Annotated in this window: 26 protein-coding genes; 25 read left to right on the top strand and 1 reads right to left on the bottom strand. The window is 48.1% G+C overall.

Annotated features, from left to right (window positions below):
* Positions 1-3 precede the first annotated feature (3 nt).
* The 10 genes from MKX40_RS29195 to MKX40_RS29150 all read left to right on the top strand — a co-directional run bounded on the left by MKX40_RS29195 (position 4) and on the right by MKX40_RS29150 (position 7969).
* Positions 4-288, top strand: coding sequence for a hypothetical protein (locus MKX40_RS29195; protein WP_145149676.1), 285 nt, complete (start codon positions 4-6; stop codon positions 286-288).
* Positions 289-401: 113 nt separating this feature from the next.
* Complete coding sequence (locus MKX40_RS29190) at positions 402-563, top strand: hypothetical protein (protein ID WP_339238616.1); 162 nt, start codon at positions 402-404, stop codon at positions 561-563.
* A gap of 97 nt (positions 564-660) precedes the next feature.
* On the top strand, positions 661-2658 hold the full coding sequence (locus MKX40_RS29185) for an ABC-F family ATP-binding cassette domain-containing protein (protein ID WP_339238615.1): 1998 nt from the start codon (positions 661-663) through the stop codon (positions 2656-2658).
* Positions 2659-2975: 317 nt separating this feature from the next.
* Positions 2976-3398 carry a hypothetical protein gene (locus MKX40_RS29180; protein WP_339238614.1) on the top strand — a complete coding sequence of 141 codons (423 nt, stop codon included), beginning with the start codon at positions 2976-2978 and terminating at the stop codon, positions 3396-3398.
* Positions 3398-3682 carry a hypothetical protein gene (locus MKX40_RS29175; protein ID WP_192135170.1) on the top strand — a complete coding sequence of 95 codons (285 nt, stop codon included), beginning with the start codon at positions 3398-3400 and terminating at the stop codon, positions 3680-3682. The genes MKX40_RS29180 and MKX40_RS29175 overlap by 1 nt, the downstream gene beginning before the upstream one ends.
* A gap of 4 nt (positions 3683-3686) precedes the next feature.
* On the top strand, positions 3687-5096 hold the full coding sequence (locus tag MKX40_RS29170; RefSeq protein ID WP_339238611.1) for a glutathionylspermidine synthase family protein: 1410 nt from the start codon (positions 3687-3689) through the stop codon (positions 5094-5096).
* Positions 5084-5488 carry a DUF350 domain-containing protein gene (locus MKX40_RS29165; protein WP_339238609.1) on the top strand — a complete coding sequence of 135 codons (405 nt, stop codon included), beginning with the start codon at positions 5084-5086 and terminating at the stop codon, positions 5486-5488. Before MKX40_RS29170 ends, MKX40_RS29165 begins: the two co-directional genes overlap by 13 nt.
* Before the next feature lie 58 nt (positions 5489-5546).
* Entirely contained in the window at positions 5547-6494 is a 948-nt protein-coding gene (locus MKX40_RS29160; RefSeq protein WP_339238607.1) for a nucleoside hydrolase, read from the top strand.
* Between the two features lie 161 nt (positions 6495-6655).
* Complete coding sequence (locus MKX40_RS29155) at positions 6656-6985, top strand: PadR family transcriptional regulator (protein ID WP_339238605.1); 330 nt, start codon at positions 6656-6658, stop codon at positions 6983-6985.
* Between the two features lie 6 nt (positions 6986-6991).
* Positions 6992-7969, top strand: a complete 978-nt coding sequence (locus MKX40_RS29150; protein ID WP_339238603.1) for a permease prefix domain 1-containing protein — start codon at positions 6992-6994, stop codon at positions 7967-7969.
* 71 nt (positions 7970-8040) lie between these two features.
* On the opposite strand, the gene MKX40_RS29145 is transcribed toward MKX40_RS29150, so the two are convergent.
* Positions 8041-8520, bottom strand: coding sequence for a heme-degrading domain-containing protein (locus MKX40_RS29145; RefSeq protein ID WP_339238601.1), 480 nt, complete (start codon positions 8518-8520; stop codon positions 8041-8043).
* 225 nt (positions 8521-8745) lie between these two features.
* Between MKX40_RS29145 and lspA the strand changes: the two genes are divergently transcribed.
* From lspA to MKX40_RS29070, 15 genes are all read left to right on the top strand, one after another.
* Positions 8746-9237 carry a signal peptidase II gene (gene lspA / locus MKX40_RS29140; RefSeq protein WP_339238599.1) on the top strand — a complete coding sequence of 164 codons (492 nt, stop codon included), beginning with the start codon at positions 8746-8748 and terminating at the stop codon, positions 9235-9237.
* A 263-nt stretch (positions 9238-9500) separates the two neighbouring features.
* Positions 9501-10739, top strand: coding sequence for an extracellular solute-binding protein (locus MKX40_RS29135; RefSeq protein WP_339238597.1), 1239 nt, complete (start codon positions 9501-9503; stop codon positions 10737-10739).
* A 24-nt stretch (positions 10740-10763) separates the two neighbouring features.
* Positions 10764-11630, top strand: coding sequence for a sugar ABC transporter permease (locus tag MKX40_RS29130; protein ID WP_339238595.1), 867 nt, complete (start codon positions 10764-10766; stop codon positions 11628-11630).
* Entirely contained in the window at positions 11630-12457 is an 828-nt protein-coding gene (locus MKX40_RS29125) for a carbohydrate ABC transporter permease (protein ID WP_105600348.1), read from the top strand. The genes MKX40_RS29130 and MKX40_RS29125 overlap by 1 nt, the downstream gene beginning before the upstream one ends.
* Before the next feature lie 335 nt (positions 12458-12792).
* Complete coding sequence (locus MKX40_RS29120) at positions 12793-14565, top strand: sensor histidine kinase (protein ID WP_339238593.1); 1773 nt, start codon at positions 12793-12795, stop codon at positions 14563-14565.
* Positions 14555-15337, top strand: a complete 783-nt coding sequence (locus MKX40_RS29115; protein WP_339238591.1) for a response regulator — start codon at positions 14555-14557, stop codon at positions 15335-15337. Before MKX40_RS29120 ends, MKX40_RS29115 begins: the two co-directional genes overlap by 11 nt.
* 126 nt (positions 15338-15463) lie before the next feature.
* Positions 15464-16783, top strand: coding sequence for an extracellular solute-binding protein (locus tag MKX40_RS29110; protein WP_339238589.1), 1320 nt, complete (start codon positions 15464-15466; stop codon positions 16781-16783).
* A gap of 38 nt (positions 16784-16821) precedes the next feature.
* A complete protein-coding gene (locus MKX40_RS29105; protein ID WP_339238588.1) occupies positions 16822-17703 on the top strand; it encodes a sugar ABC transporter permease in 882 nt (293 codons plus the stop codon).
* 54 nt (positions 17704-17757) lie between these two features.
* On the top strand, positions 17758-18621 hold the full coding sequence (locus MKX40_RS29100) for a carbohydrate ABC transporter permease (protein ID WP_339243237.1): 864 nt from the start codon (positions 17758-17760) through the stop codon (positions 18619-18621).
* 236 nt (positions 18622-18857) lie between these two features.
* Complete coding sequence (locus MKX40_RS29095) at positions 18858-20267, top strand: MATE family efflux transporter (RefSeq protein ID WP_339238586.1); 1410 nt, start codon at positions 18858-18860, stop codon at positions 20265-20267.
* A gap of 180 nt (positions 20268-20447) precedes the next feature.
* Positions 20448-21344, top strand: a complete 897-nt coding sequence (locus MKX40_RS29090) for an AraC family transcriptional regulator (protein ID WP_339238584.1) — start codon at positions 20448-20450, stop codon at positions 21342-21344.
* Between the two features lie 85 nt (positions 21345-21429).
* Entirely contained in the window at positions 21430-22269 is an 840-nt protein-coding gene (locus MKX40_RS29085; protein WP_339238582.1) for an Rpn family recombination-promoting nuclease/putative transposase, read from the top strand.
* Between the two features lie 211 nt (positions 22270-22480).
* Positions 22481-23191, top strand: coding sequence for a response regulator transcription factor (locus MKX40_RS29080; RefSeq protein WP_339238580.1), 711 nt, complete (start codon positions 22481-22483; stop codon positions 23189-23191).
* Positions 23188-24702 carry a HAMP domain-containing sensor histidine kinase gene (locus MKX40_RS29075; RefSeq protein ID WP_339238578.1) on the top strand — a complete coding sequence of 505 codons (1515 nt, stop codon included), beginning with the start codon at positions 23188-23190 and terminating at the stop codon, positions 24700-24702. Before MKX40_RS29080 ends, MKX40_RS29075 begins: the two co-directional genes overlap by 4 nt.
* A 58-nt stretch (positions 24703-24760) precedes the next feature.
* Positions 24761-25870 carry a hypothetical protein gene (locus MKX40_RS29070; RefSeq protein WP_339238576.1) on the top strand — a complete coding sequence of 370 codons (1110 nt, stop codon included), beginning with the start codon at positions 24761-24763 and terminating at the stop codon, positions 25868-25870.
* The last annotated feature ends 157 nt before the right edge of the window (positions 25871-26027 follow it).

Below are 26027 nucleotides of genomic sequence, written 5' to 3'. Positions count from 1 at the left end.
CTTATGGAAGTACTGATCTTATGGACATTGGGAATGTGGGCGGTGCAGCTGCTGATTGAATGGCTGATCTATCGGTTACAAGGACGCCGAATGACGTGGGTACAATATATATTGCCATGTGTGGCCTTGCTCGGTGGTGCCGTTGTAATCATGATCAGTATCGATATGGGCGGCTGGAATGGCATCGGATATGCGTTGCTCGGTGTATCACTCGGCACTGCCGGAATGTTAACACTTATTACGGTGGCGATCAGGGATGTGATGCTTCGACGACGGGGCAGGAACTAGATCGAGCAGTAAAGCTATTGTCGAGTAAGGATGAATTGGGCCAAAGGATGGTTGCAGGAATGCATTCGTCTGTGATATATTGACATTAATTATGACAAGGGAGGTGAAGACAGGTGAATCACGAGATGCTTAACAACCGTATTAGCCAGCTGCCGATTGCTATGGCTGGCATTGTTCATACTTTTCTGACCAACGGGAGAAGTCTGTCCAATTATGAATATACGGAAGTTAACATGTGCGAGAAGATGCCTGCCTTGACCTCATTCGGACGATAAGCGATATTGCTTGAATTCTGAAGGGCCGCGGAGCTAACCTCCTGCGGCTCTTTTTGTGTTGCGGTCAGGATCTTCCAACTATAGGAGGAACCTTATTATGATGATGATTAGCGCGCAACAACTGACTCAATACCACGGAGCACATCTGGTGCTGGACGGCATTACATTTGAAATTATGGAAGGTGACAAGGTTGCCTTAATCGGCCGCAACGGAAGCGGCAAGACCACACTTATGCGCCTGATGGCAAGAATGAACAAGCCGGATGAAGGGCAATTGATGATCAAAAAAGATACACGGACCGGTTACGTGGCACAAGTTCCAGAAGGGCTGGATGACTATACCGTACTGGATGTGCTGAGCCTTGGATTCAAGGAGCTTATGATATGTCGCACGCAAATGAAGGAAATGGAGCAGCAGATGTCCGATCCGGCATGTGCAGCAGACCCTAATCAATTGGAGCGTCTGCTCAAACGATATGCGGCACTGCAAGAACAGTTTGAGCGTGAGGGTGGATACGAAATGGATGCCCGAATCGATCAGGTTGCGGACGGTCTGGATATTGTCAAGACGCATTATGAATGGCGCTTCGGTTCACTGTCCGGTGGGGAACAGACCCGGGTGGTGCTGGCCTCGCAGCTGATCGTAAAACCCGATCTGTTATTGCTGGATGAGCCGACGAACCATCTTGATCTGGAGCGGGTGGAGTGGCTGGAAGGATTTTTACGAGAATACTCCGGTACCATTGTCCTGATCTCGCATGATCGCTATTTTCTGGATCGGGTGGTGAATCGAACGCTGGAGCTGGAGGATGGTGAGGCGTTAACGGCAGCGGGGGGCTATACGGAATATATGGCCGTGAAAGAACAGCGGCTGTTGCAGCAATTTGAGGAGTTCAAGGAGCAGCAGAAGGTGATCAAAAAAATGAAGGAAACGATCCGCCAACTGGAGGAGTGGGGCCGAGTTGGTGGCAATGAAAAGTTCTTCCGGCGGGCCGCTTCCATGCGCAAAGCGCTGGAGCGGATGGAACAGGTGAAGCGTCCCATATTGGAGCGGCGCAATGCCGATTTCGATGTGCGTCCTACGGATCGAACGGGTAAACGGGTCGTGGTTCTTGAACAAGTGGAGAAGAGTTATGGCGAGCGAGTGATTCTACGCGGGATTTCGGGTCTGCTGGAATATGGTGACAAAATTGCTCTTATTGGTCGGAACGGCTCCGGTAAGACGACCCTGTTCAAGCTGTTGCTTGGTGACGAGCAACCCAATGCTGGCAAGCTGGAGTGGGGGGCGCGTGTGGATGTAGGGTATCTGGCTCAACAGGAGGAACCTACGAATCCGAAGCTGAATGTACTCGAATACTTCCGACTTGAAGCAGGTGTGGAGGAAGGGGAAGCACGCGGAATTCTGGCACGATATCTATTCTATGGCGCGGATGTATTCCGCGCAGTGGGGCAATTATCCGGCGGGGAATGGACACGCCTGCGGCTGGCTCTGCTGGTGCAGCGTAAACCCAATGTACTGCTTCTTGATGAGCCGACCAACCATCTGGATATCGCATCCAGGGAAGCGCTGGAAGAGTCGTTGGTTGATTTTGAAGGTACCGTACTTGCCATCTCACATGATCGGTACTTCGTCAATCGCCTGGCGTCCCGTGTCTGGGAACTGGAGGACGGACAGATGAACGCTTATCTGGGAGACTATGAGGCGTATCGCGAGAAGAAGCTTGAATTGCAAGCTCGTGCGGCGGCGACAGGTCAGAGTACAGCCGGGAGAGCCGCCGTACCATCCGGCGGAAAAGGCAATTCAGAGATGAAGTCAGGTATGACCACAGCGTCGAGCGGGACTATCCGATCAGGGAAGAAGCCAGAAGCTACCTCGGTAGCAACTGCATCGAACGATAGAAGTGGCAATGGCAACCAACCGTCTGCGGAGAAGCTGGAACAGACGTTGGCTCGTCTTGAGGCACAGATTCAGGTGTTGGATCAACAGCTGGAAACGGTGCAGAACAATCCGCTTGAACTGGAACAAATCTGGCATGATCGTGAGCAATTGTCCGCTGAATATAATGATGTATTGGCTCAGTGGGCTGAGTTATAGGTCCGAATGGCATGAGCATAAGGTTGAACAAACGAGGTCGGGGAATCTTCTCCGGCCTTTTTGGAGCGGGGTTAAAACATACCAAACGCGGAATCTGCTAGTTTTCTCAAGCTTTATTGATCCAAGAACGTGGCGACAACCTGTTCTCATTTTTACATGTCATGGTGAATAGTGTAACTTTTTTCCTCCACATGCGTTAAATACGTTTGTATGAATGGAAACGGCTCACCTAAGAGCTTACAGAAAGGGAGGTTATCGGTATCTATTATTCATTGACGTATCGGAGTTGGTCAGATGATCGACAGGCGGAGACGGGGGTGCTGGAACAGACTTCAGTCACACGGGATGAACTGTTCATGCGCAAACTGGTGGATGCCACCTTGGTGAAAAATAAACTCTGGGCGCATCTGTCCAATGAATGCCAGGATGGGCGGGAACATGCGGTATATGTAACTGCGTATGACCAACAGATGCCGGACGAGTACGGTGCAGCCATTGCGGATGCTGCGCTGGCGATGTGCAAAATGTCTTCCATGTACAGCGCAGAGTATATGTTGTGGAATGGAAGTTCATTTCAGGAGTTGGAACTCACAGCTTCATCTACCTATACGATGGAGCTTGCCGAGCAGCTGCTTGACCATTATATGGTTCGGGATGGCAAGACGTATGAATTCCTGTATTCCGTGCTGGATGCGGATCGCAAGAAAGTGTTGTTTTATATGAAAGAGGTGGATCTGTGATGAGTGAGCAAGAGCGGGGGCAAGCATCGAAACCCGGATCAAAAGCGAAGCTGGTTGCTTTCTCCCTGATGCTGGCAGTTCCTGCCGTGTTATCCGGTTGCGGCAGCAACAATGATGAATGTGACCCGGAGTATGATACCGGATGTGAATATGATTCCAGCAGCGGGCACTATTACTATGGCGGGTCGTCGTATCGAAGCAATAAGGACAGCAACAGCTCCTATAGCAAATCCAAGTCCAAATCAAGCGGCTTCGGCAGTTTCTTCCGCAGTTCGGGAGGATAACCGGATGAGGCACGTGATCCAACTGCCATTAAGTCACGAAGAGGTATTTCAGGGAGAAACGGCACAACAGGTTCCATATCATCGAATGTATGGAAAGCAATATTGTGTGCCTGCATTAACAGTCTATTCTCCCTCGGAGGTAGAAGAGCTGCGTACTGCAGCAGAGGCGGTAGACGGCATTTACTGTAAAGTGATGCGATTTATCCAACAATATATGCCGGATTCTTTCTTGGAGCATCAGTTAGGTATTCATCCTGGGCTTATTCCGGCGGCACGTATGGAGATGGTGACTGGAGGCATTACCCGCCAGGACTGGATTATTGGAGAAGCGGGGCCAAAGTGTATTGAAAATAATACAGACACCCCTACGGGGATACCGGAAGCTGCTGCTCTGGAAAATATCCTGGTCGGTCTTGCCGAGGATGCTACGCTAGCAGCGCCATCTGCCGAGATGGATGAACGTATTCGAGAATGTTTCAGGATATGGCTGGAGTTCTATGCAGCGCAGGGGTTACAGGGACCCGTGACGTTCACTTCTTTTGGGGAACATGTTGAAGATCGAACGAATACCGAGTACCTGATGAAGCGTTGCCGGGAAGCGGGATACGAAGCCTGTTATGCCCCGCTGGAGGAACTGGAGATTGTTCCGGGAGAGGCGCTTTACCATAAAGGTCGGGAGATTAATCTGCTCTACCGTCTCTATCCACTGGAATATCTAGTTGATGATCGGGATGAGACAACAGGGGTGGACATTGGGGCTGCGCTTCTTGATCTGGTACGGGAGGGACGATTGGGCCTGATGAACCCCGTTCAGCATGTGCTGATGCAGAGCAAAGGTTTCATGGCGGCGATCTGGTCGCTCTACGAGCGTAATGAGCAAACCCCAGAATATTGCGGGTTTACCCTCTTTGATGATACAGAGATGGACATCATTTCCCAATATCTGCTGCCAACCTATTTTTCGGCTGAACCCTTCGAGCTGAACGCCATGCCATATGTAGCCAAAAGCTATTGGGGGCGCGAAGGCAGAGGAACTCTTTTGCTGGATGGGAATGAAGTACAGCAGAAGTTGGATCATCAGAGGCTTACGGAGCTGGAGGAAAAGTCGGCTTCTCCTCTAACCTTGAGAGCGGCAGATTCACTCCAAGAAGACGAGGATGAAGAAATTGCGGCCTACTACAATAACCAGCCCAAAATCTATCAGAAACTGGTCCCGATGGAGCAGGTCGTGATCGAGACAGAAGATGGCGCGTACAGCGGTTATCTGCTTACAGGGGTATTTGTGATCGGTGGGCGTTTGGCTGGGTTGTTACCCAGGGTCGGGGAGAAAGTAACCGGTGATATGGCCTATTATTGCGCGGCTGCGGTTCGTGAACGGATGAATGATGAGGAGGAGAAGGAATGGAGAACTTAGGATTGAACTTGCTGAATGTTGCGGTGGGTATAGGCATTTTGCTGGTGGTATTGGTATGTGGGTATTTCGCTTTTAGTAAATTGACCCGGTATAACGATAGTGAGGAGATTGCGAAAGGAAACGAAGCGGCAGGCATGTACATGGGCAGCAAATTGCTAGGACTGTGTATTATTGTGGGCATGGTATCTTTCTCGACACATTCGTGGTTGGATATGCTGCTGTGGTCGGCGTTTGGAATTATTGTGCTGTGCCTGGTCTATATTATATTTGACTTCCTCACGCCCAAAATGCGAGTTTGCGACGAAATTGCACGAGGGAATATGGCGGTAGCGCAGCTGCTGCGTTCGATTATCATCGGCGTTTCCATCGTCATCGGTACATTTTTGATGTAAAATAAGACATAGTGTTTTATAGAATGTACTATATAAACGGAAGAAGGGGCGCGGCATCATGAGAAGAGTCATCATCGATACAGATACAGCAGGAGACGATACGATTGCGATCCTGACGGCATTGCATCACTTTCAGGTGGAAGGCATCACCATTACGGGCGGTAACGTACAATTCGACCAAGAGGTTGAAAATGCCCTGTACACGGTACAGGTTGCTGGACATGGCGGCAAGGTGCCTGTGTATAAAGGATGCGAGCGACCGCTAATGGCTTACGGTAAAGCTCAGCACCGTACAGTGGAAGACGTGCATGGCGATGACGGCATGGGCGGCGCGCATTTCCCGAAGGCGGAGCAGCGTCCTGAGAGCGGGCATGCGGTTGATTTTATCATTGAGAAGGTGCATGCACATCCAGGTGAAATTGAACTGCTGGCAATTGCCCCGCTGACCAATATTGCCATGGCGATTCAGAAAGACCCTACGATTATTCCGGAGATTGCTCACCTGTACATCATGGGCGGAACGAATAATGCACTGGGCAATATCACCCCGGCAGCGGAGTATAACTTCTACGTAGACCCGGAAGCTGCGAAAATTGTACTGCATGCGGGCATTCCGATCACAATGGTTGGTTGGGAGATGTGTACGCAATATTCGGTGATGGACGATGACGATCATGCAGAGATTGCGGCTTTGGGGACATCGGGTGCTGATTTCTTCACCGCAATTAACAAAGTGGTTATGCAGTTCAACAAGTCGGTACATAAGCTGAATGGTACTACTCATCCCGATACGTTGCTGATGGCTGTTGCAGCAGATGAATCCGTCATGACCAAGTCGGGTCAGTATTATGTGGATGTCGAAGCGGCAGGAGAGCTGACACGCGGATACAGTGTGGTTGATATTAACGGACGTTTTGGCAAAGAGCCGAATGTACGTGTCTGTGAAGCCATTGATCGGCCGAAGTTCAAATCCATGTTGCTCGATGTGCTCTCAACGATCCAATAAACGCAGGAATTAATCTGCAGGAAAAACAAAAAAAATCCGTACCTTTCCCAGGTACGGATTTTTTATTGCCCATTTTTGGAATAACTACTTCACCTGTCGTAGTAAGTTGTGCTATACTTCAACTACTACGACAGATGAAGTAACGAGGAGGAGTATCTTTTGTGATCAGCAGTGACGTTATACGTGGCTACAATGATACGCTGATCCTCTACATGCTGCTCGAAGGGGAGTCGTACGGCTACGAGATTTCCAAGAACATCAGACAGCTGACAGAGGAAAAGTACGTCATGAAGGAAACGACATTATACTCGGCCTTCACCCGATTGGAGAAGAACGGTTATATTCAATCGTTTTACCTGGATGAGAATAGTTTGGGGAAGCGTCGTACCTATTACCGGATTACGCCGTCCGGCCTCGACTATTACAGAGAAAAGTGTGAGGAATGGAAGGTTACGCAGGAGGTTGTTAATCTATTTATCAGGGAGTTGTGACGGAACATGGAGACAATTATGGTGTATCTGGAGAACATGTTTGTTGGTCTGCCGAAGACATCCGAGGTGGAACATCTGAAGCAGGAGCTCCTTTCGGGGATGGAAGATAAGTACCTGGAATTGAAGCGAGAAGGCAAGTCGGAGAATGAAGCCATCGGCATTGTGATCTCGGAATTTGGTAACATCGAGGAATTAACAGCCGAACTCGGTATTCAGCCAGTGAGCCCGGAAGAGACAGTACCTGTGTTAACGGAAGAAGAGATTTACGCATATACCACTGCGAAGAGAAATGCCGGATTTTGGATTGGGCTGGGTGTTTTATTGTGCGCGTCAGGTGTGGCATTTCTGATTTTCATGGATGCCTTATTTGAGAACTATGCCATTTCAGCTGCAAACCGTTCGGTGGAAACGGGCGCTGTACTAGGCCTGATCGGCATGTTCGTATTGATTGCCATTGCGGTAAGCATGTTCATATACAGCGGTATGAAGTTGGAACGCTTCAATTATATGGAGAAGGGCTTCCAGCTTCCTTATACACTCAAAATGAGTATTCAGCATAGTCGGGAAAGCTTCGCTCTGACTTATCGTATAGCCATCATTACGGGTGTCTGCCTGTGCATTCTGTCTCCGGTGTTTATTTTCGGAGCCTCTTCTATCAATGATAACTACGCCTCTTATGGTGTATCTGCCTTTATGGTCATGGCTGGGGTAGGAGTATTCCTGTTTGTATATTACGGTAATATTCAGGGGGCTTACACAAACTTGCTGGAGAAGCACCAGTTGACGGTAGAGAAGAAGCAGGAGGTCAAGGTTGTGAGAGCCGTGGAAGCGATTGTATGGCCGCTGGCGACAGCCATCTTCTTGTTCACAGGTTTTGTATATCAACGGTGGGATATCAATTGGGCCATATTTCCGATTACCGGTATTCTCTCCGGCAGCTTTAGCAATGTGTACCATATTATGAAAAGCAAAAATCCGTCCTGAGCATGTTGCTTTGGATAGTAAAGCCCACGTGATCTACTATATAGATCACGTGGGCTTTTTACACGTTTAATCTACCCTTGCTGCAACAAAAACGAGCGAATTCCTGTCGTGACCAGATCATGGTCTTCCTCATCAGGCAGACCCGATACTGTAATGGTGCCGACCTGTCCCTCATTTTCCAGAATCAGCGGGAAAGCGCCACCAGCCAGTACATAGTCCGATGAAGGCAGATTGAAGTTGTGCTCAAGGGTCTGGTTCTCGTTTCTCAAACGCAGGGCGGTATGCCAAGAACTGGATGAAAAATGATTCACCACGTTGTTTTTACGTCGAATCCAGTCCTCGTTGTCGGGATGAGTGCCTTCCATCGCATGCAAAAAGAGACGATGTCCCTTCAGGGTAATGTCGATGGTCACGGCCTGGGAACGACGCTTCGCTTCTTCAACCAGATGCAGGCCAAGGTTAAGCGCCGTTTCAGAAGCAAATGTGCCAAATACCAATTCTATTTCTTCCTGTGCCATTTCCTTTAATTTTTCGATCATGGTGAGGTTCAAATTACAGGCATCCCCTTTACATATATGGTTGATGTCTACATTCGACATGAATGGGGACAGTACCTTCCAAGTGCGACTGGACCATGTTACTGGACGCTATATATGTGGCTGGAGCTGGCTCATTTGGAGACCGTACATCAGCTGTGTTAAAGTGAAGGTAACCTAATATACAAAACTCTTAAAGTTAAAATAAGTTAGCGCTCAGTAGGCAGGAGGAGAAGCACGATGCTGTTTTATTTGGTAGCACTGCTGGTGACTTTGGTGGATCAGGGAACCAAGATTGCAGTGAGGATGTATATGGAAGTTGGCGATGTCATGAGACTGGGTGACTCGGGCATGCAGTTACAGCATTATGAGAACAGTGGAATGGCAGGCAGCATGTTTCAGGGAAATGCACGTCTGTTTGGTGTGATTGCTGTTCTGTTCATAGCGGGCATGCTGTATTACCGGAGTAAAGGTGAGATTCGTGGTTTCTGGATGCAAGCTGGCGCGGGTTTTATGGTTGGCGGGGCTTTAGGAAATGCAATCGATCGATTTATCTATGCGCGGGTAACGGATTTCCTCGTGTTTCCGTCAGGACGCGGCATTTTGAATCTGGCTGATGTCGCAATTAACATCGGTGTGGTTATGATCATCATCGGCATGTTGATTCGTGCATATCAGAGTTATCGAGCCAAGCGTTTACGCAATGCTTTGCCAAAAGCTGAGCGTTCGTGACACACGGATAAAAGCTGTATAGTGGGTGAATATAGCTTAATAAATAAGGGACATTGGATATCATCCAGTGTCCCTTTTCTTATGCCCAATTCGGGTCGTGGGAAGAAATGCCTTGATTCATTTTTATCGAAACCGTTTTAGGAATAATAAAGGCTTGTATAGCCAACGCTCATAGTATGAGTGTGTGGAAGGATTAACCAATTGGTTATTTCACCACCTGAATGGGTAAATCTTTACGTATATAAAGCTGAGGGAGGTACAACATGAGAACAACGCTTACCAAGGCTCTCGGGACAATGTTGCTATGCGGAATGATGGCTGTACTTCTATCTTCCTGTACCAGTGGGGATAGTGCAAATGGCAAAGTGCAGATTGAATTTTTCCAGAACAAGCCTGAAGCCAAAACAACCTTTGACGAATTGATCAAGTCGTTCAACGCGGAGCATGACGATATTCAGGTGACACAGGTGAATCCGCCAGATGCGGAGACCGTATTGAAGACACGTGTTGTCAAAAATGATATCCCGGACATTATGGCCATGGGGGCAACCGACACCTATTCCATTCTGGCCCAGAGTGATATTTTCACCGATCTGACGGACAGCTCATTACTCCAGACGATTGATCCAAACTACATACAAATGCTTAAGGATCTCACAGGTATGGACGAAGTGACGGGTATTCCTTATGCGACGAATGCAAACGGCATCATGTACAACAAGACGCTGTTTAAGGAAATGGGATTGGACGTACCCAAAACGTGGGATGAACTTATCGCGACTGCCCAAAAGATTAAGGATGCGGGCGAAATTCCATTTTACTTCACATACAAGGATGACTGGCAGACAAGCCTGCCGTTCAATGCACTTGCCTCCAACCTGGTCGGCATTGATTTCTATCAGGAGCGTCGGGATAACAAAGTGACGTTTAAGGAGTCATACCGCGAGGTTGCTGAGAAGCAGCTGGAGCTTATGAAGTACGGCCACGGCGATAACTTTGGTAAGGCCTATTCAGATGGTAACCGTGCCTTCGCAAATGGTGAAGCTTTCATGTACATCCAGGGAACCTGGGCCATCTCGGAGATCCGCAAAGCGAACCCGAATGTAGACATCGGTTTCTTCCCATTCCCAACGGGCAACGATGCAAGCAAGATTAAGCTGGTGAACGGGATCGACTCCCTGTTTACCATTGCGGCAGACACGCCTAATCGCGAACAGGCAGAGATGTTTATTGCGTTTCTGTTAAAGCCTGAAAATATCGGAAGATATATTGACGAACAGACGCTGTTCTCTGCGGTCGAAGATGTGAAGCAGGATGATCCTGCCGTGCAGGAACTGATGCCTTATATCGAGCAGGGCAAGGTTATTGACTTCCCCGATCACTATATTCCGGCTGCGGTGCAGCTGAATTCCATCGTACAGTCCTTTTTGCAGAACCAAAACATCGATAACTATCTAGATACACTCGACAAAGAATGGGACAAGGTTGCCAATCGGCGCTAAGCCTTGTCTGAAGGAGGATGGAGTATGAACAAGCGTATCGCACCTTATTACTGGATGACGGTTCCGGCGGTAGTATTGTTCTTTGTATTTATGACACTGCCGGCCCTCCAGGGTATCTATTATTCATTTACGAATTATAACGGATTTGGGAAAGAGTATGATTTTGTTGGCTTCAAAAACTATTTCAATTTGTTCCAGGACGACAATGTAGGTAACGCCTACTGGTTTACGTTCAAATTCGCGATCGTGGTGACGATCCTGACCAATATCCTGAGCCTGCTCATTGCACTCGGGCTGAATGCCAAAATCAAGTTCCGTAACTTTTTCCGTGGCATCTACTTCCTGCCCAATATTCTGAGTGTACTGATCGTAGGTTACATATTTAACTACCTGTTCTCCAACGTATTCCCGATTTGGGGACAAAATCTGAGCATCAATGCGCTCTCCACGAACATACTTGGTAGCGAGAGTCTGGCTTGGATCGGTATCGTCATTGTTGCCGTATGGCAATCCGTGGCCCTGAATACGATCCTGTATTTGGCTGGTCTGCAAACGATACCAACAACACTGTACGAGGCATCCAACCTCGACGGTGCAGGCAAATGGCGTGAATTCTGGAGCATTACATTCCCGCTCATTGCCCCATTCTTCACCATTAATATGGTGCTGGCGATGAAAAACTCGCTGATGGTCTTCGACCAAATCGTAGCCTTGACCAACGGTGGTCCCGGACGGGCGACGCAGTCCATCTCCCATCTGATCTACACCGGAGGATTTGAAGGCGGCGAATATGCATATCAATCTGCGAACTCGGTTATTTACTTCATCGTTATTGCGGTGATTTCAATTCTGCAAATCCGGTTCCTGCAAAGAAGGGAGATGGATCTGTAATGAGAAGCCGTACAAGAATCAATTGGCTCGTTATGCTGCTCGTTGTACTGGGTACCCTGTTTATCCTGTTTCCATTGTATATGACCGTTACGATTGCTTTGAAAAATCCGGAGCAGATGGCCCAATCGGTCTTTGCCCTTCCGACAACGCTTCACTGGGAGAATTTCGCAAGAGCCATCGACATGACGAACTTCTTCCAATCGTTCCGTAACAGTGCAATCGTTACCGCCTCCACCGTGCTTTTGACGTTGCTCAGTAACTCCATGGTGGCCTATGCCATCGCGCGGAATATGGAGAAACGCAAGTTTTTCAAAGGACTCTATTATTACTTCGTCAGTGCGATGTTCATTCCGTTCCCGATCATCATGCTGCCGATTGTTAAGCTGACGGCATCGCTGGAGATGACAAATCTGGTAGGTCTGATCCTGCTGCACACGGTCTATGGTCTGGCATTCAACGTATTTGTGTACGTTGGATATATCCGGTCCATTCCGGTAGCGCTGGAGGAAGCGGCTTTTGTGGATGGTGCAACAACTTGGGGCACGTTCTGGAAAATTATTTTCCCGCTCATGGCACCCATCAGTGCCACGGTTGGTATTCTGACCTGCCTGTCCACGTACAATGACTTCCTGCTGCCACTCATTATTATCAGTGATCCGGGACAGTACACGTTGCCGCTTGTACAGTATGTATTCCAAGGACAGTTTAATACCGAGTTTAACCTTGCGTTTGCATCCTACCTGCTCGCGTTGCTGCCAATGATTATCATCTACCTGTTTGCACAGAAGTGGATTATCAACGGGGTTACACAGGGGTCTGTAAAATAACCGAAGATGTGCTAAAGAAAAGAATAGGTGTGAATGGGATATGAACCAAGAGAGGTGGACTCTAAGAGTCCCCTCTCTTTTTTTGATCCTTGTCATTTGACGTTCGGGAACTGTCAGAAGGATTGATTAACCTGTAAATCTATGCTATTTTTTAGTCGTTAGTTTAATCAATAAACAAAGACTAGAAGAGAAGAGGGAATTCAGGTTTATTTTTTTTGCAAGCGCTTTAATGAGAAGAACTGAATACGTAGATAAATCCGGCATCGTTAGTACCCAGTCTTCAGGAGCACGGGCGTAAAGTGGTGGGTTCTTTTACATGCAGAAAAGAGAGGAGAATGGGGAAGTTGCATAGGAAAAAAGGACATTTTAACTCCCTCCGCAATCAGATCTTCATTGGTTTCGTTCTGGTGATGCTTGTTGTTCTGCTACTCGCAGGCATATCGGCTTATGATCGGGTAGCTGCTCTGCTGACAAGCAATGCGGAGAAACATATTCATCAAACTGCCGTCCAAGCCAGTGGCAGATTGGATGCACTCATTGCACAAGTGAACTCGCTGACCGCCCAGGTGGCGGATGATTCTTATGTGCAGCGTCTGCTCAGCGATGAGAAGCAAGGCAACCCGGCCACCTTCAATCAGCGTCAAGCTCTCTTGCAGATTGCAGGCAGTTATCAGTCTTTCATCAATGGTGCGCAAAGTATGGAGATATACACAACCGGTTACCATCGCATCTTCCCTATGGATGACCGATCCCTCGATCTTAGAGTAGAACGCAGCTGGATAACCAAGGCGGATGAAGGAAAGGGCAGACTGGTATGGGCAGGTGATGATCCTGAAGACCCGGGAGTGCTGCTGGCTATTCGACGCATTAATCTGCTGGATCATTCTTTCGAACATGGAGGCTATATTGTGGTGCGGATGCAACGCAGTTTTTTTCAACTCAATGATTCCAATGGGGCAGATGGTTCGCAGGACTCGATCATGCTCTTGGATGGGGCAGGCGAAGTGGTGACTTCGGATCTGGAGATTAATCTCGATCCAAAAGCCATATTGGACAGCGAATCCGTCGTGCAAAACGGGGAGGAATCCTATATCGTCGTTCGGCAAAAGTCTGAATTAACGGGATGGACACTTGCTGTGCTAACTCCGCTGCGGGAGACAACGGAAGGGGTATCCATCCTGAGGACGGCGCTTCTTGTTTCGGGAATCATTGGTGTTGTTCTGTTCCTGATCATGTCCTTCTTTCTGTCCACGATGATTACACGTCCGCTCATACGTCTGATGCGGGCCATGCGCAGTGCACAACCGGGAGCCATGAGGCCTAATCTAATGGTCAGCGCTACGATGGAGATCAACGAACTCAACAACGTATATAACCAGATGGTCTACAGGCAGAACGAATTGACCCGTGTGGTTCATGAGAAGGAAGTCATGCAGTCCCGGGCTGAGCTGAAGGCGTTGCAGTCTCAGATTAATCCCCATTTTCTATTCAACACGCTGGAGGCATTTTATTGGTCCCTTGAGGAAAAGGGAGACGAGGAGATGGCACGTATGGTTGTGGCGATGTCCCGATTATTCCGCTACACGATCTCCAGTTCGCAGCAGGATGAATGGGTTACGATTGCCGACGAGCTGGAACACGCAGAGCGGTATCTTCGAATTATGCAGATGCGGTTGGGAGATCGAATGCAATGGGAAATTGAGCTCAGCGATGCGGTGCGTAAGGTCCCCATTCCCAAACTGCTTATACAGCCCTTGGTGGAAAATGCGATTCTCCATGGCATTGAAAGTAAACTGGGACCGGGAAAGATAAGCATCCATGTGGATGCTTCGACCGAGAGAAACCTGGTTCGTATTGAGGTTAGGGATGATGGCCCAGGAATGGATGAATCACGTCTTCAATCTGTCATTCATGCTTTAGATGGTGGCCCCGCTGTATCCAAGAAAGGGACAGGTGTAGGGCTAATCAACGTACATCAGCGACTGAAGCTTTACTTTGGCGGCCAACTTGGTGAACGTTGCAAGCTCTCCATAACTAGTCAGGTTGGGGAAGGGACTGTCATTTGCTTTGAGATTCCCAAGGGGACGGAGGGTGAATATGATTCATGACAAAACGATTCTTATCGTCGATGATGAACCGCGTACAAGAGAGGGTATTCGCAAGACACTGGAAGGATGGTCGGCAGGACGAAATCACATCTTGACCGCGGAGAGTGGCACCCAGGCCGTGGAGTGTCTCAGGAAACAGCCAGCAGATCTATTAATCACGGACATTCGCATGCCAGAATTCTCCGGCTTGTCCCTCATTGAAGCCATTCAGCATTTTGCAAACAAACCTGTCGTCCTGATTATGTCGGGACATGCCGATTTTCAATACGCTCAGCAGGCCATTAAGCTGGGTGTCGTGGAGTACATGTTAAAACCGATTGATAAGGAACAGCTGCTGCAGACCGTCGAAAAGGCCTTGAAGTTTAGCGAACAACAGCGACGTATTCAAACGATGCAGGAACTGGTGGACCCCAAGCTGCTGGATGTTAAGGAGCGTGGGGAACAGAGACTCAATAGCCAGATCAGTGAAGCATTGGCCTATGTGGATACGCATCTGGGGGAACATGTGACCATGCGTGAAATTGCTGATTTACTCCATCTCAACTCCAGTTACTTTAGCGTATTGTTTAAGGAACAGATCGGCATCAATTTTAGTGAATACCTCACCCGGAAACGCATTCAGCGGGCAAAGGAGCTACTTGTGCAGACGACCCTGCCGATCTCGGAAATTGCCGAACAGGTGGGGTATCAGACGGATAAGTATTTTATCACGGTATTTAAAAGTCTGGAGGGGCTTAGTCCAAGCAAATATCGGCATTCCCTATCTAAATAAAATAACAAATAACCTCAAAAAAGTGGAGTTTTTCCTAATTACTCTGGTCTTATGGGGGAGATAGACCCATGCTACAATTTGGTTAAAGCGGTTACATTAACCGAAAAAACCAAGGGGGTTGGGAAAATGAGCAAAAAGACGATGGCCATACTTCTGTCATGGACGCTGGTTCTCGCCGTAATTTTATCCGGATGTAACAGTTCAAGTTCGGATCAAGAGGGTGAAACGGGCAGCAGCGGCACAGATGGGAAAGTAACCCTCAAATTCATGCACCTCTGGCCGGCAGGCAGTTCTGCACAGCAAAATAAATTGGTCAACGATATCATCAAGCAGTATCAGACGGATCATCCGAATGTGACCATCAAGCAGGAAGTGCTGGAGAATGAACAATACAAGAATAAATTAAAAATTCTGTCTGCATCCAATGAACTTCCCGATGTGGGTGTAACTTGGGCTGCCGGGTTTCTGGAGCCTTATGTAAAGGGCAATCTGTTTGCGCCGTTGGATGATGTGCTTAGCGGCTCACTTAGCGACAAGTTCATAGCCGGAACAACAGAAGCCTATGCGATTGACGGCAAAACATATGCCCTGCCTATCGAGTTAAATATCTCCCCCATTTATTATAACAAAGCCATTTTTGCGAAATATAACTTGCAGCCGCCAGCAACGTACGATGAATTCCTGAGTGTGCTGAAGACACTGACCGAGAACGGTGAGGTTCCGATCGCACTAGGCAATAAGGACCGCTGGACCGGATCACTCTGGTATATGTATCTGGCGAATCGGTTAGGTGGAGATGCACTGGAAAAGGCGATCAATGGCTCCGGCAAGTTTGACGATCCTGCTCTCACTCAAGCTGCTGCCGAGGTACAAAAGCTGGTGGATATGAATGCCTTCAACAAAGGCTTCAACGGGTTGTCCAACGATGAGGGCAAATCTGAATTCATGAACGAAAAGGCTGCCATGTATCTGATGGGCACCTGGGAGCTTCCGAACTTTACGACCAACCCGGATATTCCACAGGAGTTCAAGGACAAGATCGGATTTTTCAAATTCCCAACGATGGAAGATGGCAAGAGCGATATTAACAGCTGGGTAGGTGGCCCAGGCGTAGGATTGTTCGTGGCCCAGAACTCCAAAGTGAAGGAAGAAGCACAGAAGTTCGTGCAATACTTTGTGGAAAAATGGGGTGAGAGTTCGGTGACTGAAGCAGGTGTTATCCCGGCAACCAAAGTGGATACGGCGACAGTACAGCTGCCACAGCTCTACATCGACCTGCTGAACGAATTGAATCAGGCCAGCAGTCTCACACTCTTTGCAGACGTGCAGATGAAACCGGCAGCCGCTCAGGCACATCTGGACATGATTCAGGCGTTGTTTGGCAAAGCGGTGACACCGGAGGACTTTGTGAAGAATCATCAGGCTGCGATTGATAAAGGCAATTGACGTACACGTGCTTGAACGCTTGAAGGGAGGATAATGTGATGGACAAAGTCATGTCCAACCGTCTCGTTGCTGCGTTGTACGTGCTACCTGCACTGCTTCTGCTGCTGATCTTGGTTTACATCCCGATTGTGCTCACCGGGTATTATGGGTTGATGCAATGGGACGGGATCGGTGCAATGACCTTTATCGGATTGGATAATTACGCCAGACTGCTTCAGGACGGAACATTCTGGCAGAGTGCGAATCATACTTTTTTGCTTGCTTTGTTCTCCGCGCTGAGTCTGATCGGTTATCTGATGATTGCTTTGGTGCTGTCAGGCAAGATTAAGGGTGCCAACCTGTTCCGCAAAATATATTTGATCCCGATGCTGCTGTCTTCGGTCGCGATCGCCCAGTTATGGCTGAAGATCTATCATCCCAGCAACGGTGTGCTTAACACCTTTCTGGAAGCGATCGGCTTCAGCAATCCGCCAGCCTGGCTGGCGGAGCCATCCCTGGTACTGTATGCACTGTTCGTACCAATTCTGTGGCAGTATGCAGGCTTCTATATTTTGATCTATTATGCGGCCCTCAAAAACATTCCGGAATCTCTGGTGGAAGCAGCCCGGATTGATGGGGCAAGTCCTTGGCAGATCGCTTTTCGAATCAAGCTGCCGCTTATTACTGAAGTCATCAAGGTGACCGTAGTACTGGCTGTGGTAGGCTCACTCAAGTATTTCGATCTTATCTACGTGATGACCGATGGCGGACCGAATGGCTCCAGCGAAGTGATGGCCTCCTATATGTATCGTCAGGCGTTCCGTAGCTTCGACTTTGGTTACGGCAGTGCTGTAGGGTTCTTCCTGCTATTGATCTGTCTGTTTGTTACCTGGCTGCTTCGTAAAGCGACAGCATCCAAAGATACGATCCAGTATTCCTGACGCATGTCAAATGAAAGGAGGTCCATCCCGGTGAAGACGGAAACGGCCGTTAGATTGCCAACTTACCCGGGGACAGGCCGAGGCTCGGCATGGTTAAGGAGATTCGGATATGTTCTGCTGTATTTCCTCTTGTCCCTGGTCGCTTTGCTGCAAATTTTGCCCTTGGTCTGGCTAATGTTATTCTCGCTTAAAAATAATCAGGAAGTATTCGACATGGCGCCTTTTTCTCTTCCTGCTACCCCACGTTGGGAAAACTATGTCAAGGTATGGACAGAGGGAAATATCAGCTTATACTTCTTCAACAGTGTATGGATTACGGTAGTCTCAGTGGTGTTCACCGTGCTGTTTGCCAGTCTGGTTACCTTTGCCATTACACGTATGCGCTGGAAGGGTCGTTCGCTGGTATTGGGGTTATTCATGGTGGGTCTCATGATCCCTGTGCACTCCACGTTGATTCCGCTGTTCAGCTTGTTCCTGAAGCTTCATCTCACAGATCATCCGTTGTCAGTTATCTTGTCTTACATTGCCTTTAATATGCCAATCACTATTATGATTCTGCTCGGATTCTACTACGCACTTCCTCGGGAAGTGGAAGAGGCCGCAGTGATGGATGGTTGCTCCGTGCATCGGATTTTCTTTCGGATTATCTTGCCGATGACAGCTTCGGTTATCTCCACAACGGCAATCATCAACATGATCTATAACTGGAATGAGTTCATCTTTGTGAATACGTTCATCAGTACGGATTCATACAAGACCCTGACCGTGGGGGTACAGAACTTTATCGGTCAATATACAACGGATTGGGGAGCCATTGGTGCCACGCTGATGATTAGCATTATGCCGATCCTGATTGCTTTTCTCATCCTGAGTAATCGAATTGTAGAGGGAATTGCTGCGGGTTCAGTTAAAGGTTAAAAGGCTGAACGTCGAAGGTCTTTTCATCACTTGCTTAAAAGCGAGTGGGGAGGGGCCTTTTTTGTCTTCTAAAACCTTGGATAGTCGTACGGAAAAAGGACAAGATGAAAACGCTGAAAATACCTATTTATGGAATTACAAAAAACTTTCAACTATTTTCGCAAAACTACTGCATTTTCAAACTACCTGTGCTAACATACCCTAAGAATTAAAGCCCACATGGGAAAGGTGAGAAAATGACAGCAATATCCTCAACCAAAGAGTCCCTTCGTTCTGATGCCAAGGATCTGAATCTGATTCGACTAACATGGCCTATTTTCCTGGAACTCTTCTTATTTATGTTGATGGGGAGCGTGGATACGCTCATGCTCAGCTCGGTATCCGATAATGCGGTCTCGGGCGTTGGAGCAGCCAATCAGATTATTTCTATCGCTATCCTTGTATTGGAAGTCATTGGACATGGTGCTGCGATTGTAGTGGCACAATATATCGGATCGAAAAAGCTAAGTGAAGCAGCACAGGTTACAGGTAATGCCATTACACTGAACCTTATTGTGGGTCTGGTCCTGAGCGGAATCTTCCTTCTGTTCGGAGGACATTTGTTATCACTCTTGAATATTCAAGGCGAAATTTATGATTTTGCCCGTTCGTATATAAATATCGTCGGTGGCGGGATCTTCCTCCAGGCACTCATTAATGCGCTGGCTGCGACGATCCGTACACATGGTTACACCAAAGAAACGATGTACGTCGCTGTATTCATGAACGTGATTCACGTTGTTGGTAACTATGCATTGATCTTTGGTCACTTCGGCCTGCCGAAGCTTGGCGTGGAAGGTGCAGCCATCTCCACGGTAGGAAGTCGGTTTATCTGCCTGCTGATCTTCTTCTGGTTGTTGTATCGTGTAAGCGAGGTGCGGGTGGATTTCGAATACTACATTAAATTGTCCAAACATTTTATTGGCAAAATTCTGCGGATTGGCATTCCATCTGCGATGGAGTCCATGGTATATCATTCTTGCCAGCTCGTGTTCACACTGTATGTGACCTATCTGGGCGCAGAAGCCATGGCAACCAAGCAATATGCGGGCAATATCTCCAGCTATATCTACCTGTTCAGCATGGCGATTGGTATGGGGACATCGATCATTGTAGGCCGGCTTGTCGGTGCGCGCCGCAAAGACGATGCGTACAAACGTGTTTTTGACAGTGTAAAATGGGCGCTTCTGGCCACGGTCATCATTGATGTAATTATCATTTTTTTCCGTGTGCCGCTGATGAGCATTTTTACGGATAATCCGGAGATTATCAAGCTGGGTGCTCAAGTGATTCTGCTCAGTCTTTTACTCGAAACCGGACGTACCTGCAACATTGTTATCATTGGTTCCCTGCGTGCGGCAGGGGATGCGAAGTTCCCGGTATATATGGGTCTGATCTCCATGGTCTGCATGAGTCTGCCACTGGGGTACCTGCTCATATTCCAGCTTCATCTGGGGCTTGCTGGTGTATGGCTTGCCATTGCGGCGGATGAGTGGACCCGTGCAGTCATTATGTTCTTCCGCTGGAAGAGTAGAGCTTGGGAGAAACATGAACTGGTGGAGCATGATGACGAAGAGGTTGGCGCACAGCCGGTACCGGCTGTCTGACGAAGAATATGATGTGCGGATAAATAAAAGGAGAGTCAATGACGGAAAAGATTCAATCCGTGGTTGGCTCTTTTTTGCGTTTTCGGCAGAGGACTACCGAAGTGAAGTTAGCAAAAATGGTCAAAACGATACATACATCATTCACGTATAGTAAGGATATGGAAGGGGGATTTACCACAGTTGAGCCGTTACCGTGCAATGATTCAGCAAAGTTTGTTCTATATTGAAACCCATCTGCATGAAGAGATCGGGCTGGAAGAAGTGGCATCCGAGGCGTTGTTGTCGCCATATCACTACCATCGAATTTTCCGTAATGAGGTGGGCATGACCGTGGTGGATTATATCCGCAATCGCCGGATGAGTCTGGCGTCCACGACCCTCCGATCGACGGATGCAGGCATTCTGGACATTTCCCTGGCATGTGGATTTGAAAGTCAGGAAGCCTTCACTCGTGCATTTCGCAAATGTTATGGCATGCCACCAGGACGTTTCCGCAAATTGTTCGATCTAAAATTATTCGAAGGAAGAACCAGAGGAGGAGAAGTACAGATGAGTCAGACGTCAACGATTACAGGCTGGATGTTAACCGGAAGTCATCCGCAAAATTATGAGATGGGCATTGATCCTGCCGAAGTGCATCAGGGGAAAGCTTCAGGTTATTTGAAGGCAGTTACACCGATGGAGCCTAATGAATTCGCAACGATGATGCAGCAGTTCAAAGCGGACAAGTATGTGGGCAAGCGGATGGAATTATCGGGATTCGTGAGGACCGAGCGTGTGGAGGCGTTCTGCGGATTATGGATGCGTGTGGATAATAACGTTCATGATGTGCTCCAATTTGATAACATGCATGATCGGCCAATTACGGGTACGCAGCCATGGAACCAGTACAGTATTGTGCTTGATGTGCCGGAGGGCAGCGCGGTCATTTCGTTCGGGGTGATTTTGAACGGTAAAGGAAAAGTGTGGGTCGACAGTTTCCGCTTCGAAGAGGTTGATCTGAACACGCCGCTGACACATATGGAGACAGAGTATGAGATGTCGGACGAGCCGCTCAATCTGTCATTTGAGGAGTAAATGCAATATATGTGTAGATCCATTATCAAGCTGAGGTTATATGGGAATTATGATATAATGCTGGTGAGAATGGAGCTGATGCTAAGTGACGGAATTACTCGATCCACGAGTAGATTTTGTGTTCAAGCGCATTTTTGGAAGTGAGCAAAACAAAGATGTTTTGTTAGCTTTTCTGAACAGCACGTTTATAGAGACCGGCGAATCTCCTCTTACGGAGATCACTGTGGTTAACACGTATACAGATAAGGATAGTCCAGAGGATAAACAATCCATTCTGGATATTAAAGCAAAGACGGTAGAAGGCAAACTGATTAACATTGAAATGCAGCTGTTTAACCCGTATAACATGGAGAAAAGGACGTTGTTTTATTGGAGTGAGATGTACTTTCATCAGATAAAAAAGGGTGAAAACTACAGTCTACTAAAAAAATGCGTGACTATTAATATTCTCAATTACTCCTGTCTGGATAATGAGCGGTATCACAATGTTTTTCATTTACGGGAAGATCATACAGGTATTGGTTTGACGGATGATATCGAAATACATGTGATGGAACTAACCAAATTGGATCAGTATTCTGTTCCGATGGAAAAAGGCGGACTCGTGAACTGGTTATTATTCCTGAAAGGAATAGATACATCAAACTGGGAGGTGCTGGCCATGAATGAACCGATGTTGAAAAAGGCGATGGATACGCTGGAATTTTTGAGTCAAGATGCGTCCACGAGAATGGCCTATGATGCTCGGATGAAAGCATTGAGTGACGAAAAATCAATGATTGAAGGCGCACGAGCTGAAGGAGCGGCTGAAGGCAAGAGAGAAATGGCTCGTCAGTTACTCATGCTTGGCGTAGATCTCTCTGCTATAGTTAAAGCATCTGGACTCTCGGAAGACGAAATTAACAAGTTGTTGCCTAAACCGTAACATGAATCGGAATCTATAGATCAAGGGCTGATCCAATCGCGGGTTGGCTCTTTTTGTTGCCTTTGGGGTATAAAGAAAGTTAAGCCAAGACTAAGCTGAGAGGATATGTACCTGTCATACAAATTGCAACTCATCCATAGCCAATTAACATAGACCTTGCTAACATAGACCCATAAGCTAACCCATGACATAGATAAAGAGGATGAATCTCATGAATAAAAAAGTGCTCGTGGTAGATGACGAATCAAGCATCGTCAGTGCCATTGCTTACGCGCTGCGGCGCGAAGGATATGAAGTTGAGACTGCGAGTGACGGCGAAGAGGCCTTGGTTAAGGTCGCATCGTTTCACCCGCAAGTCATGATTCTGGACGTCATGATGCCCAGGCTCGATGGATACGGCGTATGCCGCAGGCTGGAGGACCGGGAGGATATAGGCATTATTTTGCTGACCGTCAAAAATGATATCGTGGATAAGATCGTTGGCCTGGAAATGGGCGCCGATGATTACATGACCAAACCATTCGAGATCCGAGAATTGCTGGCAAGGGTGAAAGCGCTCATGCGTCGTGTCGAGAAAAGCAGTCCACCACCTGACGATTCGAAGAATCAGGCCATCGTGAATGGCACACTGCGTATTCATGTTGCTCATCGCACGGTGACTGTGAATGAGGAGAAGCTGGATCTGACACCGAAAGAGTTTGATCTGCTGACCATTCTCATGTCCAATCCTGAGCGGGTGTACACACGAGACGATCTGCTGGATCGGGTATGGGGCATGGAATATGCGGGTGGGACACGGACCGTGGACATTCATATCCAGCGTTTGCGCAAAAAAATCGGGGATACAGATCAGCAAAAATTGCAGACGGTATATGGTATTGGCTACAAAGCATCTGCACCTGAACCAGGCGGGGCCATATGAGAGTCAGCATCAAGCTGAAGTTCAGTGTTTTTCTGGCAGCCTTGCTAATCCTGACCGTAGTTGTGCTTAGTTCACTGGTCCTGCGTGGTATTGAACGCAATCAGCAGTCACAGATTGAGGGTATTCTATCGCAGCAGACACGGCTGGTGAACCTGAATGTACGACAGTCCTACTACACCGAGTCGGTTCATCTCGATCAGGACGTTTTTTTACAGCGAAATGGCCGTAGGCTGGCACAGGAGCTGGCCAACTCTACCGGATTGCCAATTGCACTCTATAACATGACAGGCCAGCAGGTGGGAGCATCCTTCGCCTCCGGCGAGAGTGAACTCGTACAGGAAACGTTGGACTATGCACTGCAAAATAAAATAGCTTATCATGAGCAGGGCGAGACCCTGCTCTATGCCGCACCACTGGATGGCCCGGATGGACAGATGGGCGCTGTATGGATACAATATCCTGTCCAGAGTTACCATGAGTTCTATACTCGCATCCTTCAACTGTTCATATGGGCAGGAATTACCGTGGTTGCGCTGAGCTTCATATTAGGTTATCTGTTCTACAATCGGTTTGCCGTTGCGATTACCCGGCTGAAGAGGTCCGCAGATTCCATTCGGGAAGGGAACTACATTACGGAGTCTCCTGTAAGGCGTAAGGATGAATTGGGAGAGCTGGGGCAAGGCATCTATTATATGAGTACATCCATTCAGCAAAATATCACAGCCATGCATGCGGAGCAGCAGAAGCTGCAACTGGCGATAGAGAAGCTTCAGGCGCTGGAACAGCAGCAGAAACAATATATCGGTAACATCAGTCATGAGTTTAAGACTCCGCTGACCTCGATCAAAGCTTATGTGGAGCTGCTCGACATGTATAAGGATGACCCGCAACTGCTTGATGATGCGACGAGTAACATTGGCAAAGAAACGGAGCGGCTGTACGAGATGGTGGAGAAAGTACTGCATTTATCTGCTCTGGAGAAGTATGATTTCGAGAACCAGGCCGAAGATGTAGAGGTCAGTGCTCTGCTGGAGGATGCCTGTGGCCGGATGCGTGGGAAAGCGGAGAAGTTTGCGCTGAACATGGAACTGGATCTTGAACCAGCGGTGATCCGCAGTGATCGGGAGAGTCTTATGCATATCTTCATCAACATGCTGGATAACGCCATCAAATATAACGTTCCGGATGGTGTGATCCGGGTGAAGAGCGAATTACAGATGCAGGAGCGTCAAGCGGTCATTCGCATCTATAACTCGGGTACGCCGATTCCGGCAGAGGCGCGGGAGAAGATTTTTGAACCCTTTTACACGGTGAACAAAGACAGGGCCAGAAAAACCGGCGGAACCGGGCTCGGATTATCTCTCGTGAAGCAATTTGTTGAAAAGCAAGGAGGTACAATCACCTTACTTCCAAGCAGTACGAGCGATTCTCAGAATGGGGAAGGCGTGACATTCCAACTCGTATTTCCTTTGGCTGATGCAAGTTTACAAGTTCGAAACAAGTCTGAATAACTTTGGAAGTATGCCGTGTGTATGCTTGGTCTAATAGCAAGAGGAACCAGGGGGGACCATGATGAATTGGAAAAAAGCAGCTTTGGGTACGTTCGGGGCCATTGCCCTGTTAACGACAGCAGCATGCGGGGGAACAACAGAGCCGGGGAGCAATGCACAAGGCGGAAAAACAGGCACCGATATTACGGTGAAAGATAATACCAACACGTCTGTGTACCAGAGCTTCAAGTTGGAGAAAATTGATAAATTGCCCAATATGCGCGGAATTGCATGGCTAAGTGACGACTGGATTGTATCCGACAAGGAGAATAAGTCCTTGAAACCCGTTACTGTTGAAGGTGAGGAAAGATACCCGCATAACTTATATATGTATGATCTAACCAAAGGTACAGACACGCCGCTCAAGGAAAGTGAAGTTAGCCTGGGTGCACCGCTGGTGTCACCGGATGCTCAGTACCTGTTCTATCGGGAGCCGGAGGAAAGTACGGGTAAAGGTTACATTCTGAATCTGCATAACGGGGAGACAACCCCTGCCGGTAAGGAGGATGGCTTCGTCCAAGAGGGTGCATGGCTGGATAATGAACATGTCGTTTTTCCCAATATGAAGGGTGATCTGATCTCGGCAAGTGTGGATGGAACAACGAAGGTGCTGGTGGAGACAGGCAATTTCAATGTACGGAGTATCAAAGTGTCAGGCAATATGCTCTATTATATTACGGGCGAAGACGGCCAGTTGAATGCATACGACGTGAAGACGGGTGACGTGAAACAGGTGCTGAAAAGTGTGGAATGGGTCATTCCTTCCAATGATGGAACAAGGCTTGCGATTGTGAAAAGAACGGCGGATACCAAACGGGCGCTGGTGCTCACCGATCTGGAAGGTAACGAGAAGGCCACACTCGCCAGAGGCACGCAGATCTTCGGCACCAGCTGGTCGGGTGATGATTCCAAGATTGCGTATACGATCAATTCCGAGAATGATAATGAGAAAGGGCTGTTCGTCTCCAACACGGAGTCGGCAGAACAGTTCCAGATCTCGGCGGATATGGACAACGCCTCTGACCCACTTGCCTGGAGTCCGGAAGGCAATAAGATCCTGTTATCGCAGGCGGTATTGGAGAATGAGTCGTATCACTTTGTGACCTCGGTCATTACGATCTCGGAATAGGATGATTGTTACGGACAGATATGTTCCATATCTTTCATCCCTTTCTATACATTTATATTGACTAAGCTATTCCGCTTCCGATAAACTAGAATGCAGGAATATAAGTCGAATGTCAGACAGCAGTTCGAGACGAAGTTTCGGGCGGCTGTTTCTTTTC

The sequence above is a fragment of the Paenibacillus sp. FSL R5-0517 genome (genome assembly GCF_037974355.1).
In the GTDB taxonomy this organism is placed as follows: Bacteria; Bacillota; Bacilli; order Paenibacillales; family Paenibacillaceae; genus Paenibacillus.
Note: the sequence above shows the minus strand (reverse complement) of the source record. Positions and strands in the feature narration are given on the sequence as shown.